The following is a 17,360-nucleotide window of genomic DNA, read 5'->3' as shown; positions in this document are numbered from 1 at the left end:
GTGGACAGGAGTCTCGGGCGGCGGGGGGTACAGCGCATGCTTCGGACCGCATCCGTGCGTGTTCTCGGGGATCGTGATCACGCCGATGTGCGGCGTCTGTTGGACGCCGACCCCGTGCGACACGTGTTCGTGAACTCACGGCTGAGGTCGAACGGTTTCGACCCCGGGCGGCTCGGGGCCGAGCTGTGGGGATACGTCGAAGACGGTGAACTTCAGGCCCTGTGCTACTCCGGGGCGAACCTGGTGCCGGTGAACGCGGGGTCCCGCGCCGCGTGGCACTTCGCCGAGCAGGCACGATGGCGCGGTCGTCGGTGCTCCTCGATCGTGGGCCCCGTCGATGAGGTCACCGACCTGTGGCGTCATCTGGAGCCGCACTGGGGGCCACCCCGGGCGATCCGCGCCCGGCAACCCGTCCTGGAGATCACGGCTCTGCCGGCACACGTGCGGCCGGACCCCGGGGTGCGGCGGGTGACCATGGAGAACTTTCCGCTGCTGTACCCGGCCTGTGTCGCGATGTTCACCGAAGAGGTCGGTGTCTCGCCCAGCGGGGACAGTCGCGACGGGGACGCGCTCTACCGGTCGCGCACCGAGGAGCTGGTCCGCAGCGGACGTTCCTTCGCCCACATCGAGGATGGTCGCGTCGTCTTCAAGGCCGAGATCGGGGCGGTGACGCCGCAGGCCTGTCAGGTGCAGGGCGTGTGGGTCCACCCGGAACTGCGCGGCCAGGGTCGTTCGGTCCCCGGAATGGCCGCCGTCGTGCGGGCCGCGCTGGCCGACTTCGCGCCGCGGGTCACCCTCTACGTCAACGACTTCAACCTCCCCGCCCGCGCGGCCTACGATCACGTCGGCTTTCGCGAGGTCGACGCCGCGATGTCCATCCTGTTCTGAGCCGCCCCGAGCCCGGACGGCCGACGGCCGCCCGATTAGGACGTGGGGCGGTGCGGTGGGCACCGCCCCACACGGTCATGACCGCTGGCCGTCCAACGTCGCGAGCGCGTCCGGGCCGAGTGTGAAGTCCGGGTCGACCTGGGCCACCAGTTCGGCCTCGGCGGCACCGCCCCAGCGGCGGGCGTTGCGGATGTGGAACTCGATGCCCTGGCGTGTGAACCGCTGCCAGTCCTTGGGTGTGGCGTCGACCGTGTCACGCAGGATGCCCAACGCCTTGAGGTTCTCGGGTTCGAGGCTGGTCAGGCTCGGGTGGCGGCCCTTCTCCATCGCCCGGACGAACTCCGACTGCCCGAGGTGGGTGAGTAGCGCGTCGCCCACGTGATCGGTCAGGAACTCCACGTCGTCGGCTCCGCGCACCTTGTTGCCCACGACCTGGATCGTGACATCGTGGTCCCGCGCGTACTCGGCGTACTGCCGGTGCACACTCACACCGCGAACCGTGGGCTCGGCGACCAGGAACGTCATGTCGAAGCGGGTGAACAGGCCGGAGGCGAAGGAGTCCGCGCCCGCCGTCATGTCCACCACGACGTACTCGTCGTGACCGTCCACGAGGTGGTTGAGGTACAGCTCGACCGCGCCGACCTTGGAGTGGTAGCAGGACGTACCGAGGTCCTCCTCGCTGAAGGGGCCCGTCAGCATGAGGGTCGCCCCCTCGACCTGGTGCCCGAACCTGTCGTGGACGGGGTTACCGGGACCGAGGTCGAGGAGACGCGAGCCGGAGCCCGGTGGCGTGGTCTTGGCCATCGCCGACGGCGTGGTGATCCGGGGGTTGGTGCCCCGCAGGATCTCCTTGATGTCGCCGACGTGGAGCCCGAGCGGTGGGATCTGGGCGGCGGTGGCGTCGCTGACGCCGAGCGCGGCGGCGAGGTGTTGGTTGATGTCGGCGTCGATCGCGACCACCGGGTGACCGGTCTCCGCGAGGTACCGCGTGAACAGCGCGGCAATGGTGGTCTTGCCGCTTCCTCCCTTGCCCACGAACGCGATCTTCAAAGGTACTCCCCACACGATGAATGAACGACAATGATTTTCATTACTGTAGCGGGGAGTGCACACGCGGGGTGGCGGAACACGGGAAACGATGCCTGGGACACAGACGGACGCCGCGGCGGGTACCGCGGCGTCCGGGTGGCGACGTCGAAGGCCGAGTTGTCGGGTCAGGCCTTGACCAGCGGGGTGTCGACCAGGTGCTCCGCCACGAACCAGGCTTCGAGCTCACCGGTGCGAATGACGTCGGAGACGAGGACGTCGTTGGTGCCGTCGTCGCCCAACTCCTGCACCCGCGCGGCGGCGTCGTGACTCTCGATGAGGATGGTCTCGTGCGCCTCGAGCAACCGGGAGAGCATCGCGGGGACCTCCTCCACACCGTCGGGGGTGCGGGGAATCTGCGTGAGCTCCGCGACGTGGCGTGGGTCGCCGACGGCGACACCGCCGAGCGTCTGGATGCGTTCCGCCATCGTGTCGATGAGCTCGGTCTGCTCCGAGGCGTGTTTGTCCATCAGGAGATGAAGCTGGTAGAAGGTCTCCCCGCGCATCACCCAGTGATGCTTCTTGTACATGTCGCGCAGGATCCGCGTGTCTGCCAGCACCCGGTTCAGGCGCTCACAGGAGTACATGCGGGCGTCGTAGGACAGGCCCAGCGGGAACTGCCGTACGGTGCCGAACTCCTGGACGATCTTGCCCTTCTGGTGCAGCGACGGTTGACTCGACAACCGGCCGTTCGTTGCGCTGTTCGACGTCTTCGCGCCGCCGCTCTTGGTGCCGCTGGACTTCGATTTCGTGCCGGTTGCCACGATGTGTCCCCCCAGACCGAATTGTGACCCATTCCTTGGGACACGTTCCCCAGTCTCGGTGCGGCTACCTCCTGACGGCACCAAGCCCACGTCATCACCGGGCAATTTCCTGTCCCGGTGCGACGTGGGCTCGGTGTCCAGTAGAGACCGCGGTGTTCGGCGGCGCGTCACGGCGCCTCGGCGGCCTCCCCGAGGGCGCGAATCGCCTTGGTGAAGCACTCCGCCGGCGGAGTGACCAGGCCGGCGCCGACCTGACCGGTACCGGGGACCCGTCCGGCCATTCCGGTGTTGATCTGCGGCAGGATCCCGGTGGACACCACCTTGGCGACGTCGATCCCGGTCGGTGACCCCCGGAAGTCCAGAATCGGAAGCTGGAACAAGGGGTGGTCGTCGTTGGTGATCTCGTACATGTTCTGGGTCGCGTCCATCGCGAACGCCGCGTCACCGCCCACCAGACGCACGATGGCGGGGGCCGCCGCCATGACGAACCCGCCCATCCCGCCGGTCTCGGTGATCGCGGAGTCTCCGATGTCGGGGTTGGCGTCGTCGGGGCCGTAGCTACCGAGGAACAGGCCCTCCGGGTACTGTGCCGGTCCGGTGAACCACTGGTCCCCCGTTCCCGACACCTGGATCCCGAACTCCGTGCCATTACGCGCCATCGCCACGACGAGAGAGGACCCCGGGACGTCCCGTCCGGCGTCGAGCATCAACTTCAGCGCCGGCATGGCCAGGTTGAGGAAGAAGTGGTCGTTGCCCCCGACGAAACGCATCACCTCGGCCAGGTCCTCGGCCGGGTGGTCGCCCGCGACCAGGTTGGGCAGCAGGTCTCGGAGCAACATGAGGGTGCCCGCACGGTTGCGGTTGTGCGCCTCGTCGCCCATGTGCAGCATCTGGGCGAGGATCGTCCCGAGATCGATCGGTCCGCGTGCCCGCACGGCGTCCCGCAGCACGGGGCCCAGCACGGACGACATCCACCGCAGGCGTTCGACGACCTCGGGCCCGTACGCTCCGTAGCGCAGCACCTTGCCCAGACCCTCGTTGAGCGAGCACCAGGAGTAGCGCTCGGGGTCCGCCTCGTCCCGCAGAACGAACACCCACATCGACGGGCTGACGACCCCCGCCATGGGGCCGACCCCACCGTGGTGGTGGCACGGTTCCAGCGTCGCGGCACCCTCGGCGAGCGCCTTCTCGGCCTCCTCGGGGGACTGCGCCAGGCCCTCGAACAGCATGGCCCCGATCAGGGCGCCGCGCAGCGGACCGGACGCGTCCTTCCAGGCGATGGGTGGGCCCGCGTGGTAGAAGGTACCGGGCCTCAGTCCCAGGAACTCACTCGCCGGCCGCACGTCCACCAGGCGGGGACGAACTCCGAGCACACGGTTGAGGGCGGTCTCGTTCGCTTCGGCGCGCCTCGGGTCGGCGAGGACGTCGACCAGGGCGTCGTCGACACCGTCGCCGGCGAGCGGGGGACGGAAGTCCACCGGGTGCACGGGAGCACCCTGCGCAGTCAGGGTGTCGGTGAGCAGTTCGGCGCCAACGGTGACGACCGAGGGGGCCTCGGAGGTGAGTCGCGACTCTGTAGACGGCATCGTTAGTCCTTCCCGGCGGCGAGACGCGCGGCGCGGCGGGCCGCGGCGGCGTTGGAGACGTAGACCTCGGCACCCGCGGCCTGAAGGGTTTCCGCCTGACGGGTCAGGTCCTGCGGGTCGTCCTGCGTCCCGCACAAGGAAACGATCACCGGGGTCGTGCTGCCCAGTGCGCGCCCGTCACGCACCACGGCGGCGACACCGGACGCGGGGTCGGGGTGCGCGCCGTGGCCCAGCACGACGTCCAGCAGGACGACGGCGCAGTCCTCGTCCAGCAGCTCGGCGCGGAGCTGCTCCTCCCGTGGCATCGGGTCGATCATCGGGTGGGGGCGTCCCTGGGTGAACTCGTCGGCCCCGAAGTCCACCACACGGTGCGGCGTCTCCGACTCGGCCGCGCGCTTGCCCAGGTTGGAGGAGACGGCGCCCAGCTCCGCCTCGACGACCAACAGCGCCTCCTCGGCGAGGGTGCCACCGCAGTACAGGCCGCGCAGGGCTCCGGACCTGGCGGAGCGACCGCCGGGAGAACCGGGGGCCCACTGGGGCCACTCCGGTACGGCCACGCCCTGAGCGTGAAGGACCTCCTCCACGGCGCTGGTGATGTCCTGGCCCTGGGTGCCCAGCAGGATCGTGTGCACCGGCTTGCTGAGCGTCGCCGCGTGCGCCGTGAGCCGCTCGGCCGCGGCGGGCGCCGGCGGTTTGGAGATGACGACGATCCGGTCCGTCTGTGGATCGGCGTCGAGGATGTCCAGCGCGCGTACGGCGGAGCTCGCGCCAACCTCCTCCGAGAGGTCACGGCCGCCCACCCCAAGGCAGTGGCTCACACCGACATGCGCGGCGTCCAGCAGACTCATCAGGTGCTGAGCGCCGGTCCCGGAGGCGGCGACCACGCCGACCGTGCCGGGACGGGTGACATTGGCGAATCCGAGACACGCCCCCTGGAGGACCGCCGTACCACAGTCCGGCCCCATCACCAGGCGTCCCAGGCGTTCGGCGGTGCGCTTGAGCGCGATCTCGTGCTTCAGCGGCACGTTGTCGCTGAACACCATGACGTCGAGACCTTCGTTGAGGGCCTCGAGGGCGACTCCGGCGGCGTGCGGCCCGGGCACCGACACCAGGGCGAGGCTCGCCGGGGCCTGACCCGGCACCCGCGCCGCGGTGCGGACACTGCGCGCGCGTCGCTCACCGCCGCCCGTCGCGCCCGTCGGCCGCGTGGCGTCGCCGGCCTCCGCGCGGGCGAACGCGGCCTCACGCACAGCGGGATCGGCGGCCTGCACCGCCACGATCAGGTCATTCTCAGCGACATCGCTGGGAACCGGGGCCCCCATCTCAGTGAAGGACTGCAGGTTGACCGCCGTCCCCATTCCGACCAGAGCGTCGGCGACACCGTCCATCGTCGCGACCTCGCGGCTGAGAAGCATGAGGCTCACGGAGTCGCGGTAGGTCCCGGGATAGACCCGCACCGCGATGTCGCCGTTCGCCGTGTCCGTCGTCACGGGCGTTCCGCCTTTCTCTGGTTCGCGCGCTGAGGCTTCACGGCCATTGACGCTAGCCGTGGCCGGTAAAGTCACCCCATGGAGAACCTTGCCAACGATGTGCCCACCTCTGGACAGGATCTGCCGAGCGTCGATCCGGCCCTGGGTGCGGCGAGCGGGATCGCTCCGGGACTCACCGTCGCCGAGGTGCTCCGCCTGTCCTCGCTCGCCGGCAGTGAGGTGCTGGCCGGGGCCTCGGGCCTCGACCGTGTCGTGCGGCGCCTCAACGTGATGGAAGTCCCTGACATCCTGCCATGGGTGAAGGCGCACGAGCTGCTGCTCACCACCGGCTACCCGCTCCGGGAGGACCCGCGCGGACTGGAACGCCTGGTTCGCGACTTCGCCGACGCCGGGCTGGCGGCCGTGGGTATCAAGCTCGGCCGCTACGTCGATTCCGTTCCCGCCGAGGTCCTCCGCGCCGCGGACGAGGCGGGGCTGCCGTTGGTGCGCCTCACCGACACCGTCGCCTTCGACGACATTCTCAACCAGGTCCTCACCGAGGTCCTTCACCGGCAGGCGTCGATGCTCGCCCGCTCCGAGGAGATCCACCGGATCCTGGTCAACGTGATTCTCGCCGGTGGCGACCTCGACGCGATCACCGCCGAGTTGCCCGCGCTGATCGACGGCGGGGTCATGGTGACGACCCCCGACGGGCGCGTGTTGGCCTACTCCGGGATCATCGAGGACCTCCTCGACGACCCGATCTACTTCGAACCGACCAGTGGCCGCTTCCGGGTCGAGGAGTTCAAACACGGTCGGCACGTTCTCGCCGACCCCACCGCCCGCGTCGCCCAGGCGCCGGTCATGGCCGGCTCGCAGGACCACGGGCGCGTCGTGCTGATCACGTCCGGACGGGGCGTTCAGGCCGACGACGTGCAGGTGTTGGAACGCGTCGCCGCCACCGCCGCGCTGGTGATCACCCGCGACCTGGCGATCGCCGCGGTCGAGGACAAGTACCAGGGAGACTTCCTCCGGGACCTGATCACCGGTCGGATCACCGACACCACCGCGGCGATCCAGCAGTGCACCTCCTTGGGATGGGACATCCAGCGCCCCGTCGTCGTCGTGGTGGCCGAACTCGACCCGACCGCCGCGCCGTCCCTCCCCGCACAGGGCGAGCTGCGGCCGACACACGAACGCTTCGCCAAGGCGTGGTCCCTGGTCGCCCGGGAACGCGACCCCCGTGCGGCCGTCGCCGGCTACAGCCAGGAGGTCGTGGTCATCCTCGGAGCGGACCACGACGTCCGCGGCGAGGAGCCCGAACCGCCGCGGGTGCCCGGGCGGCAGATCCGCACCATGGTGGGTCAGGTCGCCGGGGACGGCGGCGGAGGCCGACGGTCGTTCTGCACCGGGATCAGTCGGGTCGTCGACGACCCCACCGACATTCCGGCCGCCTACGAGCAGGCCAAGCAGGCGGCCCGGGTCGGACGCCAGGTCCGGGGCCGGGGCGCCGTGGCCGAGTTCGACGAACTCGGCGTGTACCGCCTGATCAGCCAGGTCCCCGACTCGGGGGAACTGTGGACCTTCATGGTCGAGACCCTCGGCACGTTGGCCACCAACGACGACGCGGAGACCACGGACCTGCGCACCACACTGGAGGTCCTGCTCGACAACAACCTCAACGTCGCCGAAACCGCCCGGGTGCTGCACTTCCACTACAACACCCTGCGCTACCGCATCGGGAAACTGGAACGCATGTTGGGGCCGTTCACCCGCGACCCCAACCTGCGCCTCAACCTGATGGTCGCGCTGCGCGTCGTGCACATGAGGGGGGTGCGCGGCTAGAACGGATATGGCGGCACGACCGAGGTCGGCGGCCAGGGCGGCGACCCGTGGGGTCGGCACGTGAGTACGGCCCATGAACGCAGCGCGACCCTCGTGCGGCGCGGGTTCACGCAGGGGGTCACCTTTCGTCGCGGAACAGTTTTGGTGTCCGTTCCTTCAGCATCTGCTCGCGAAGGTCAGCCCGGGCACACAGAATCGAGGCGTCACACGCGGTGAGTGGGACGACGGCACCAGCGATCACCGCCAGTTGTCGGACGCGGGGCGGCGGCGTGGGGCCACCATGCGGCGAACACCGCGGGGTGGATGTGTGCAATGCAGAGTCCTTTCGGTCGGGGAATGCGAGCTGACGGTGGGGTGTCACCGCCGCCCCCCACCACCGCCGCCACTTCCGCGTCCGCTGCGGGTGCTTCCCCCTCCTCCGCGGGATCGGTTGGAGCGTCGGATCCGGTCGCGCATCCTGCGGTCCCAGTCACCGCGGAACGCGGCGTCGGCGAAGAACCCGTCGTCCTCGGAAACGGCACTGGACCGGCCGATCGCGACGAGGTGGGCCGACGACAGGTCGGCGTCGGGCATGCCTTTAAGGGCCGCTTTGGCGCGTTGCCCGGCGCGGGTTTCCCCGATCGTGATCAGCGGATGGACGAGCAGCAAGACCCCGAAACCCGCGATCAGGGACGCGACGTTATGCATCTCGTTCAGCGAGACGAGGGCGACCCGCTCGTCTAGGGCGATCGCCCCGACGGTCGGACCGAGCAGCGCCGCTATCGCGATGATTCCGCCCAGTGTGCTGGCGACCGGCCCGTGAACGTATCGGTTCTTTCCCAGCTCCCGTCGAAGTGCGACGCGAATCCGCCTGACCTGATAAGTCGTGATGTTCCGATACAGCGTTCCCATTCCAGCCTTCGGCTTTTGGGCGAACACAGCGCCGAGGAACCGGGCCTCGGCGGGAGAGAGTTCGTTCTGGACAGGGACGGACCGGGCGTTGATCCAGTCCCTGATCCCACCCACGAGATAGTCCACGGGGAAGGGGAGCAGCCGTGGAACGGGCGCGGCCTGTTCGAACACCCATTCGTGCGATTTCTTTCGGTTTTTGCGTGAGGTGATGAACCCGCGTTCTTCGAGATCGACCAGCATCGACATCAAATGACGAGGGTGGATCGTCCGGTTCGTGGTAAGGAGCCCGGCCGCTGCGGGGGAGAGCCGGGAGACGTCGAGCTTCTTCGCTCGGGCGTTTCCTCCTTTGCGCGTAGCCATCGACAGCCAGAGAGTGAGCGCGACGAACGCGAGAGCGCCGAGCACACTCAGTACGCCGGACCAGGTCAGCCAGGTGGGCAGGGGGCGCAGCTGGGTGGTCGCCGCGGGGACGTCGATCGTTGCCGAGGGCATCTCGACCCGAGTGGTGAGAGCCTCGCCGGAGTCCAGACGGGGCTCCACGACCGTGACGTCACGGTCGTCCACGGTCAGGGAATCGCACGGATCGGTGGAATCCAGTTCGCCGGCCACGCATTCGACATGGTCGATCTCGGGAGCGCTCAGCCTGATCTCGGGTTCCCGGATGGGGACGCCCCAGCCGGTGCCGATGAAGTCCCAGTACAGTTCGTCGTGCGTGCCCTCGTCGGTGACCGCACCGTCGACCGTGTAGGTGATCGTGTACGTCTGCTCGCCAGTCACCTCGTTGTCGGAGTCACCGATCTCCAGCGTCAGCCAGCCACGGAACTCCTCCTCGTTCTCGATCTCCGCCGGGGCGCCACTGGGGCTCTCCACGGACACCACGTCGACGTCGAGCGACTCACGTGTGAACGTACCGTCGCCGGCCACTGTTGGAATCTCGCGCCGGAGCCCGGGACTTGGCTCCTCCCCGAAGTCGTAGGTGATGGATTCGGTGACCGTCAGTGTTCCTGACGGGGCGAGGTCGGCGTCGATGTCAAGAGACGTGACCTGGTCCTCGGCTCCGGACTCGATGTCACAACCTGTCAGCAGCAGAGCGGAGACCGCGACGCAGGCAAGGGGGAGTAGACGGGGAGGGGGAGACGGGGGCCAGGGAACGCGCACGTGGTTCCTCTCCAGATCGGGGCATGGTGGGAGTCTGTCGGATCGGGAGTTCGGGAAGCTCAGCGGCGTCCGCCTCCGCCGCCCCCTCCACCACCGCCCACACTCGTTCCGCCGCCAGAGCCCCCCGAGCTCGCTGAGGGATTCGCGGACCGGATGGGTACCTGGAGCGTGGAGTTCCATCGACGGTGGAAGTCCGGGTCGGAGGCGAATCGGAGTGCGCCCCCGATTCCGGACAACCGTTCGGCGTCCCCGGCCGACAGGAGATAGCTGGCAGGAAGGTCAGGATCGTTGGTGGCCGCCGACAGCGAGAGTTTCGCCTTTCGGCCCTTCCTGGTCGCCCCGATGGGTACGAAGGAGATGAGTGAGATGAACAGTGTGAAGTTCACGATGAACAACGCGGCCATGTGCAGGCCCGTCAACGCGCCGTCCGCGAACTCGCCGATGATCGGGAGCGGGATCACCACCGCGAACAACATGACCAACGCCAGTCCCGCCGCGAGGTAGCGCACCAGGCTCCGATGGGCGAATCCGGCGTGTTGGAGTTCCCGCACCAAGGCCTCACGGATCTGGCGGATCCGAGCCGCGGTCAGCGTCTCCTGGATCGAGGCCAGGTCGCAGGCACCGTCGCGGAACATCGCGGCGACGAACAGTTCCTCGGCACGAGACAGCGGGACACCGTGTGCGGGGACGGGCTCGAACACCCAGTCGTTGGCATCGTCGGGATGCGGCCGAGAGACGAGAGCCCCCCGCTCCTCAAGGTCGACGAGCATCCCCATCAGGTGCTCCGGGCGGATCTTCTCATTGGTGGTGAGGAGACCGGCCGCCGCCGGCGACACGGCCGTGGGGTCGACACTTCGACCGAGTCGGTCCAGCCGCGTACCGACGGCGCTGGCGGCACGCAGCCACAGGGGGACGAACACCAACGCCGCGAGGAGGCTCGCGATCCCGGACGGGGTCACCCACAGGGGCAAGGGCCGCATCCGGTAGGAGGGTTCGGTGACGTCCACGGACCCCGCCGGCAGGTTGACCCGTGCCGTGATTCCCTGGCCGGCGGGAAGCCGAGGCTCGGTCATCGTCACCGAGTCCGCGTCGACCGTCACGGAGTGGCAGGAACGCGCCGACTCACCCTCCTCACCGGAGACGCAGACAACGTCGTCGATCGCGGGTGCGGTGAGGACGACATCGGGATCGTTGATCGGGATGCCCCACTGCGTGCCCACGAAGTCCCAGTAGAGCTCCTCGTGAGCGTCCTCGGTGGTCACCGCGCCGTCGACGGTGTAGGTGAGGACGTAGGTGTGCTCACCCGTGACCTCGTTCGCGGAGTCCCCGATCCCGAGGTTCAGGTGGCCGTGCGACTCCGACCGTTCCTCGATCTCCGCCGGCGCACCACTGGGGCTCTCCACGTCGACCACGTCGACGTCCAGCGTGCGGCGTAGGAGCCAACCGTCGCCGGCGGTGGTGGGAATCTCCCGCGCGAGTCCGGCGCTGGGCTCGACGCCGAAGTCGTAGGTGATCGCTTCGGTCATCGTGAGCGTTCCCGACTCCGCGAGGTCGGCCTCGACAGAGAAGGAGGTGATCCGATCCTCGTGTTCCCACCCTGCGCCGCATCCGGTGAGCAGCGTCGCGGCCGCCGCCGTGGCGATCACGGCCAGGGGTCTTCCCCAGTGCGGTGGGCCGAGGCGGAAGGGGGAGGTAGACAAGGCGGGCGTTCCGATCCGTCGGTGGCAGTCGCGTTCTATGACTGCCGAAACTCTGACGAAGTTCCATCGGGATGTCGGAGTCCGGGACGGGACCGATCGTCAGGGCGCCAGGCGTCGCGAGGTGTGCCCGGACCGTCACCTCCGGTACAAGGCCCTCAGCCGTGCTTGCGCCCGACCACGGTGCTGAGTCCGGGGGGAAGCTCCTCCCCGCCGAACGAGGTTCCGACCACCGCGTCCACACCTCGGTCCGCCAGGAAGCCGGGCAGGACGTCCACGTCGATCAGCACGCTGTCGTGGACCTCGTCGTCGCGCCGCCAGGCGCCGTCCTCCGCGCGGACGAACGTGGTGATGTCCCGAACGAGGTGGTCGGGGCTGGGCAGCGAGAACCGAGTCACGATGGCCCAGTCGTCGGCGACGCGGGAGTAGTTCGGGGCGTGGCGCCGACGCTCGCCGTAGTCGAGGCCGCAGATGTCGATGGCGAGGATCCCGCCGGGGCGCAGGCTCGCCACCATCTGGTCGAGGGCGCGCAGGACCGTCGCCTCGTCCGGGAGATAGTTGAGTGGGTGGCCGGTACACACGACCGCGTCGTTCGTGGGCAGCGGCGCGTCGGGGACGGCGAGCCGTCGGACCTCGTGGACGTCGGGAACCATGTCGCGAACGAGGTCGAGGAAGGCGGGGGCGGGGTCGGTGGCGATGACATGGTGTCCCGCGTCGACCAGATGGCGGGTCAGTTGCCCACTGCCGCATCCGATCTCCAGCACCGTGCCGCGGCGGGTCAGGACTGGTTGCAACAGACCCAGGATTCCGGGGGCGCAGTTGTCCGCGTGGAAGCCGAACCCCTCGTGGTGAACCCGACTGAGATCATGACGGTAGAGCGCGGAAGGGTCGGCCATGACGGACAGTCAAACCGATGTCGTCGCCCTCCGCAACCGACGGAGTGCCGCTCAGGAGCCGCAGCCGGGACAGGGCGGGCGGGTTCGGCGGTGGTAGGAGTACGTGGCCGCCCCCAGTCCCGCACCCCACGCGAGGGAGGCGAGAACGGTCACCCAGAGGAAGGTCGCGGGGAGGTCAGGAGCCCCGGCGATGGGCCGGAGGTCGGTGACCTGATCGACCATCAAGCCGAGAAGTAACTGACCGTAGTACGTCAGGAGGCCCAGCGAGGCCGTGACGGCGGGGGCCAGCACGAGCCACCGTGCCACCGGACGCCCCGCCACTCCCGGGACCCAGGACGGCCAGCGGCGCCCCCACTCGTAGACGAGGGCGAGGGGCAGGAGCACTCCGGCACCGGCCAGGAGGAACTCCATGGCGGCGGACGGGGCTCCGGGGCGGATCGGCCCGCCATCGAAGCCGACGGCCGACTCGGCCAGGACCCGGGTCAGGTAGCCGGCCACCGCGAGGGAGACCATGGCGAAGGCCCAGGAAGGAGCGGTGTCGCGGTCCCGGTCTGCCGCCGGGGCCTCGGGGCGGCGCGGAGGGGCCGTTGACGACGCCCGGCCGCGCCGACGGCACCCCGGGCAGGTCGCGACGAGCCAGAACCGGGCGGCGGCCAGCAGTGTTCCCGCGAGAGCCAGGCAGCAGACGCGACTCACCGCACCGAGGGGGAACACGGGGACGCTCGGGCTGGGGTGGAGTACGGCGATCACGTCCCACCAGATCAGCGCCGCGGCGAGGAGCAGGAGGCCGCTCGTCGCGACGGCCGCCGCCGCGACCATGCGTCGCGGCCCGGGCCACTCGGTGTGGGCGAGCATGGCGAGGGCGAGTGTCGCCGCGAGGGCACAGAGCCCGACGGACCACCACCCCGACACCACGACCAGGTCGGGGCCCCGGACGGACAGCGGCGTGTCCGGCGGAGCGAGAAGCAGGACCGTGCGGCAGAACCCGTAGACGATGGCGAGCACACCCGCTGAGGCCGCCGCCGTACGGGCCCGTCGCCATGACCGCCCGGCAATCCGCGCCCGGTCCGGCCACGCGAGGTGCTCCCTCGCCCATGTCGGTTCATCTGGCCCGCTCCGGCGAGGGCGTCGGAGTTCGTCGCCCCTCGGCGTGCCGCTCGCCACGCTCCCGTCGCCGACCCCGCCTGGTGGGAAGGTCGTCGGCCGTGGGACTCGGACCACCGGGGGGACCGTGCGATCCCGTCGCATCGCCGGCCTAGCCTTCGAACCGCCTCGTCATGGTCGTCGAGTCAAACGACGTGAAAGTCTGCTGGTTGAGGCTGAACCAGTTTCCGGAGTTGTCGCGGAACACGGCCTCGATACCGTAGGGGCGTTCCTGTGGCTCCTGAAGGAACTCAACCCCCCGGCCGGAGTACTCCCGGTAGGTCGCCCAGCAGTCGTCGGTCAGCCAGGCTCCGCCACTGAGCACACCCTTGGCCAACAGTTCCCGGAGCCGCGCCGCGGTCTCGGGGTCCTGGGCCGGTGGCCCGGGAACCGAGAGGTTGAGCTGGAACCTCGGATCGCCGGGCGGTCCCACGGTGAGCCACCGGAACCCCTCGCCCATGGTGATGTCGAACCGTTCCTCGAAGCCCAGCTTGTCGATGAAGAAGCTCTTGGCTTCGTCGAGATCGAGGACGAAAATACCCACCACACCGATGCGAGTGATCATGTTGTGCACTTACCCGACATGGCCTGCGAAAACTCCGAAGAGTGATCGACGGGTGGTCTAGTCGGTGATCGTTCCCGCCTTCTCGCGGAGTGGCGCGCCGGCCGCGTGGAGGTGGCGCAGGGCCTCGGCATGGGAGGCGAGGAAGCTGGTCTCGTGGTACGGGACGTCGATCTCCGCGCAGTAGGCGCGCACGATGTCGCGGGCCGCGCCGAGGTGGGGCGAGGGCATGCTCGGGAACAGGTGGTGCTCGATCTGGTAGTTGAGTCCGCCGAGCGCGATGTCGGTGAACGCCCACCCACGACGTTGCGCGAGGTCAGCACCTGCTTGCGCAGGAAGTCGAGCTTCTCGCCCTTGCGCAGGGTGGGCATGCCCTTGTGGTTGGGCGCGAAGATCAACCCAAGGTAGACACCGAAGAGCCCCTGGTGGACGGCGATGAAGAGCAGAGCCTTCCCCGGGGACAGCACGGTGAAGACGGCGAGCAGGTAGAGCCCGAAGTGCAGGAAGAGGAGGGTCGCCTCCATCGCCCGGTGCTGCATGCGCGGCCGGAACAGCGAGCGGACGCTCTGCACGTGGAGGTTGAGACCCTCCAGAAGCAGGAGCGGGTAGAACAGGAAGGCCTGCCAGCGACCGATCACGCGGGCGGGGCCGGTGACGGTCTTCGCCTGTTCGGTGGACCAGACGAAGATCTCCGTCCCCACGTCCGGGTCGTGGTCCTCGTGGTTGGGGTTCGCGTGGTGTCGGGTGTGCTTGTCGTGCCACCACCCGTAGCCCATCCCGATCCCCAGGTTGCCCATCACACGTCCGAAGGCCTCGCTGGGCACCCGAGTCCGGAAGATCTGACGGTGCGCGAGGTCGTGTGCGACCAGCGCGACCTGACCGAACACCACCGCCAGGACGGCGGCCGTGACCAACTGCCACCAGGAGTCGCCCAGCACTCCGAACATGACCCAGCCACCGGCGAACGCTGCGCCCACGAGACTGAGTCGGACGGCGTAGTACCCGGGCCGCCGTTCCAGGAGGCCCGCCTCTGTGATACGGCGGGAGAGACGCGCGAAGTCGCTGCCTTGGCGCGCGGTTTCGGTCGAAGCGGTCGACATGCAGGACCCTTTCATCACAACCGAATTCCGCGGCAGGCGGGCAAAGCCCCACAGAGAAAATCGGCAGAGGGAAGAAGGCGGCCCGGTTGACCGCCATCGCGAGCAGTGGTCCCAATCTAGGAATCCGCCCCGCCGGGGCCGATCACGCGTACAGGCGAATCCCCTGTGGTGCAGACCCTACCCCTGTCCGGTGGAAGGCCAGAGAGTCGGACGAAATTCCTCGAAAAACGTCGACGAAGGTAAAGAAATCTGGCGGCGGGGAAGATGGGGGATCATCGATCGAGGCGAACGAGGATGGTGGCGCCGCGCGTTGGCGTGGATGGCTGCCCAGGGACCGTGTGGTGTCGTGACCACTCTTGGGGTGTGCCGCCGTGACGTGCACGCACAGGATCCTCAGATATGAGTACAGTGACGATCCGGACCGACCCCGACGTGGAGCGGGCACTACGGTCTCTGACCGCTGACGGCAGGTCACGCTCCGAAGCGGCACGTGCCGCGATCCTCGCCGCGGAGCGACAACAACGTCGCGCCAGGCTTCGAGCGGAGGCCGAGGCGCTTCGCGATGATCCAGAGGACGTCGCGGCGGCCAAGGAACTCGCATCGGAGATGGAGCGTCACGGTGCGTGGTGACATTTACCGCCTGCGGGCGCCAAGGGACGCCCAAGGGCGGGAGCGGACCGGCACTCGATACGCCGTCGTGGTGCAGTCAGACGATCTGCCGCTCTCGACCTGGGTCGTCGCGCCGACCTCGACCGGGCGACGCGCGGCATCCTTCCGTCCCGAGATCGAGATCGATGGGATGAAGACGCGGGTGATGGTCGAGCAGCTCACCGCGGTGGACCCGGAACGTCGGCTTGGAGAGTTCGCCGGACGCTTGGACGGAGGCGAACTCGCCGCCGTCGAGATGGCGCTGCGGGATGTGCTGTCACTGGACGGCTGATCGGGGAGTCGATCAAGCTCGAACGGGGCGGCCGTCCGTCGCGGTGACGAACAAGCCGGGGGGCACGCCGTAGTACCGCGTGAACCAGCGCGTCAGGTGGCTTTGGTCGGCGAAGCCGCAGGAGAGCGCCACAGTCGCGATCGGCGTTCCTTCGACCAGTTGGCGACGGGCGGCGCGCAGGCGCAGCTGGCGTTGGTAGTCACTGGGCGCCATCCCGTGGGCCAGCTGGAACGCCCGGTAGATCGCGAACCGGCTGCGCCCCAAGGTCCCTGACAGGTCCGCGGGGGTGATCGGCTCGTTCCACCGATCGCGAATGAGTGACGTGGCCCGCGCCGCCAACCGAGCCGCGTCCGGAACGGGACGAGCCGCCCGCGGTGCGTGGGACGCGGTGCGCGCCATCGAGTGAATCGCCCCGAGCAGCGCCTCGTCCCCGCTCAGTCCCTGATCGTGGCCACCCATCAGTCTCCGGTGCAGGCGGTGGAGGGCCGTGAAGAGACCACGGTCCTGGATCACCGGTGTGGTGAACAGGGGAAGCGAGGAGTCGCCCGTCGACTGGTCGAGCACGTCGGCGACGACCGACGGCGCGATGTGCACGATGCGGTAGGTGAATCCCGAGTCGTCGGCGGCGTGGCCGTCGTGCGGGTCGTCGGGGTTGAAGGCCATGACCATGCCGGCCGAACTGCGCCGGCTCTCGCCGCGGCACTTGAAGTCCTGCGCACCGAACTCGGTCAGGCCGAAGGAGTAGGCGTCGTGGCTGTGCACGTGGTAGCTGTGCCGTTCCAGGTGGGCGTGCATCGCCTCGAGGGACACGTCCGCGGAACGCCGGTACCGCACCCATTCCCTTTGGTCCACCCCACCATTGTGCTCCGCTCCAGCGTTCAAGACACCCCCACGGACGAACGCCGACACTGTCGCCATGAGAACCGAGACGAAGATCGGGATCGTGGTCCGTGAGGACCTCGCGACCTGGCAGAAGCTCAACGTGACCGCTTTCCTCGCCGGTGGTCTGGCGGGCGGTGTCGAGGGGCTGACCGGACAGCCCTACGTGGACGGCGGCGGGACGGAGTACACACCGATGATCTCCCAGCCCGTTCTCGTCTACACCGGCGAAGGAGGCGCGCTGACCAGGGTCAGGGACCGGGCCACCGCCCGGTCCCTGACGGTCGGGATCTACACCGAGGAGCTGTTCGCGACCAACAACGACATCGACAACCGTGCCGCGGTCGTGGCGGTGGACACGGAGAAACTCCAACTCGTGGGAGTGAGCGTGTATGGTCCGCGCAACCAGGTGTCAGCGGCGTTGAAGGGGTTGGCGTTGCACGGATGACCAGGGTG

At 68.9% G+C, this 17,360-nt stretch carries 15 protein-coding genes and 1 pseudogene; 5 read left to right on the top strand and 11 right to left on the bottom strand.

The features are described 5' to 3' along the window. Positions 1-36: 36 nt before the first annotated feature. Positions 37-888 carry a GNAT family N-acetyltransferase gene (locus tag J4H86_RS08330; protein WP_236542928.1) on the top strand — a complete coding sequence of 284 codons (852 nt, stop codon included), beginning with the start codon at positions 37-39 and terminating at the stop codon, positions 886-888. Positions 889-963: 75 nt separating this feature from the next. Here the strand turns inward: J4H86_RS08330 and J4H86_RS08325 are convergent, their stop codons facing one another. The 4 genes from J4H86_RS08325 to J4H86_RS08310 form a co-directional block, all read right to left on the bottom strand. Further along, a complete protein-coding gene (locus J4H86_RS08325; protein ID WP_236542927.1) occupies positions 964-1,938 on the bottom strand; it encodes an ATP-binding protein in 975 nt (324 codons plus the stop codon). Between the two features lie 164 nt (positions 1,939-2,102). After that, the gene (locus J4H86_RS08320; protein ID WP_236543951.1) at positions 2,103-2,657 is read right to left on the bottom strand and encodes a Dps family protein; all 555 of its coding nucleotides are present in this window, start codon (positions 2,655-2,657) and stop codon (positions 2,103-2,105) included. Positions 2,658-2,905: 248 nt separating this feature from the next. Further along, complete coding sequence (locus J4H86_RS08315) at positions 2,906-4,324, bottom strand: YlbE family protein (protein WP_236542926.1); 1,419 nt, start codon at positions 4,322-4,324, stop codon at positions 2,906-2,908. Positions 4,325-4,326: 2 nt separating this feature from the next. After that, a complete protein-coding gene (locus tag J4H86_RS08310) occupies positions 4,327-5,814 on the bottom strand; it encodes an FdrA family protein (RefSeq protein WP_236542925.1) in 1,488 nt (495 codons plus the stop codon). 78 nt (positions 5,815-5,892) lie between these two features. Between J4H86_RS08310 and J4H86_RS08305 the strand changes: the two genes are divergently transcribed. Then, the gene (locus tag J4H86_RS08305; RefSeq protein ID WP_236542924.1) at positions 5,893-7,638 is read left to right on the top strand and encodes a PucR family transcriptional regulator; all 1,746 of its coding nucleotides are present in this window, start codon (positions 5,893-5,895) and stop codon (positions 7,636-7,638) included. Positions 7,639-7,995: 357 nt separating this feature from the next. On the opposite strand, the gene J4H86_RS08300 is transcribed toward J4H86_RS08305, so the two are convergent. From J4H86_RS08300 to J4H86_RS08275, 6 genes and pseudogenes are all read right to left on the bottom strand, one after another. After that, a complete protein-coding gene (locus J4H86_RS08300) occupies positions 7,996-9,687 on the bottom strand; it encodes a DUF2207 domain-containing protein (protein WP_236542923.1) in 1,692 nt (563 codons plus the stop codon). A gap of 59 nt (positions 9,688-9,746) precedes the next feature. Continuing rightward, on the bottom strand, positions 9,747-11,387 hold the full coding sequence (locus tag J4H86_RS08295; protein WP_236542922.1) for a DUF2207 domain-containing protein: 1,641 nt from the start codon (positions 11,385-11,387) through the stop codon (positions 9,747-9,749). A gap of 155 nt (positions 11,388-11,542) precedes the next feature. Then, positions 11,543-12,280, bottom strand: a complete 738-nt coding sequence (locus tag J4H86_RS08290) for a class I SAM-dependent methyltransferase (RefSeq protein ID WP_236542921.1) — start codon at positions 12,278-12,280, stop codon at positions 11,543-11,545. Between the two features lie 51 nt (positions 12,281-12,331). Beyond that, complete coding sequence (locus J4H86_RS08285) at positions 12,332-13,285, bottom strand: hypothetical protein (protein WP_236542920.1); 954 nt, start codon at positions 13,283-13,285, stop codon at positions 12,332-12,334. A gap of 250 nt (positions 13,286-13,535) precedes the next feature. Further along, complete coding sequence (locus J4H86_RS08280) at positions 13,536-13,988, bottom strand: VOC family protein (RefSeq protein WP_236542919.1); 453 nt, start codon at positions 13,986-13,988, stop codon at positions 13,536-13,538. Between the two features lie 57 nt (positions 13,989-14,045). After that, a pseudogene (locus J4H86_RS08275) lies at positions 14,046-14,872 on the bottom strand (fatty acid desaturase family protein). Between the two features lie 612 nt (positions 14,873-15,484). On the opposite strand from J4H86_RS08275, the gene J4H86_RS08270 reads away from it, so the two are divergent. Together J4H86_RS08270 and J4H86_RS08265 are read left to right on the top strand one after the other, a co-directional pair. Next, a complete protein-coding gene (locus J4H86_RS08270) occupies positions 15,485-15,715 on the top strand; it encodes a hypothetical protein (RefSeq protein WP_236542918.1) in 231 nt (76 codons plus the stop codon). After that, complete coding sequence (locus J4H86_RS08265; protein WP_236542917.1) at positions 15,705-16,025, top strand: type II toxin-antitoxin system PemK/MazF family toxin; 321 nt, start codon at positions 15,705-15,707, stop codon at positions 16,023-16,025. The genes J4H86_RS08270 and J4H86_RS08265 overlap by 11 nt, the downstream gene beginning before the upstream one ends. 12 nt (positions 16,026-16,037) lie before the next feature. Here the strand turns inward: J4H86_RS08265 and J4H86_RS08260 are convergent, their stop codons facing one another. After that, on the bottom strand, positions 16,038-16,877 hold the full coding sequence (locus J4H86_RS08260; protein ID WP_236542916.1) for an AraC family transcriptional regulator: 840 nt from the start codon (positions 16,875-16,877) through the stop codon (positions 16,038-16,040). Positions 16,878-16,941: 64 nt separating this feature from the next. Between J4H86_RS08260 and J4H86_RS08255 the strand changes: the two genes are divergently transcribed. Next, the gene (locus J4H86_RS08255; protein ID WP_236542915.1) at positions 16,942-17,352 is read left to right on the top strand and encodes a DUF2000 domain-containing protein; all 411 of its coding nucleotides are present in this window, start codon (positions 16,942-16,944) and stop codon (positions 17,350-17,352) included. The last annotated feature ends 8 nt before the right edge of the window (positions 17,353-17,360 follow it).

This window comes from Spiractinospora alimapuensis (assembly GCF_018437505.1).
GTDB classification, from domain to species: domain Bacteria; phylum Actinomycetota; class Actinomycetes; order Streptosporangiales; family Streptosporangiaceae; genus Spiractinospora; species Spiractinospora alimapuensis.
The sequence above is the reverse complement of the archived record's forward strand: the minus strand, read 5'-3'. Positions and strand labels throughout refer to the sequence as shown.

What these genes read in the sequence shown, in the direction of transcription:
- J4H86_RS08330 (WP_236542928.1), top strand. Translation starts at nt 37, where the DNA reads ATGCTTCGGACCGCATCCGTGCGTGTTCTCGGGGATCGTGATCACGCC.
- J4H86_RS08315 (WP_236542926.1), bottom strand. Translation starts at nt 4,324, where the DNA reads ATGCCGTCTACAGAGTCGCGACTCACCTCCGAGGCCCCCTCGGTCGTC.
- J4H86_RS08305 (WP_236542924.1), top strand. Translation starts at nt 5,893, where the DNA reads ATGGAGAACCTTGCCAACGATGTGCCCACCTCTGGACAGGATCTGCCG.
- J4H86_RS08290 (WP_236542921.1), bottom strand. Translation starts at nt 12,280, where the DNA reads ATGGCCGACCCTTCCGCGCTCTACCGTCATGATCTCAGTCGGGTTCAC.
- J4H86_RS08280 (WP_236542919.1), bottom strand. Translation starts at nt 13,988, where the DNA reads ATGATCACTCGCATCGGTGTGGTGGGTATTTTCGTCCTCGATCTCGAC.
- J4H86_RS08270 (WP_236542918.1), top strand. Translation starts at nt 15,485, where the DNA reads ATGAGTACAGTGACGATCCGGACCGACCCCGACGTGGAGCGGGCACTA.
- J4H86_RS08255 (WP_236542915.1), top strand. Translation starts at nt 16,942, where the DNA reads ATGAGAACCGAGACGAAGATCGGGATCGTGGTCCGTGAGGACCTCGCG.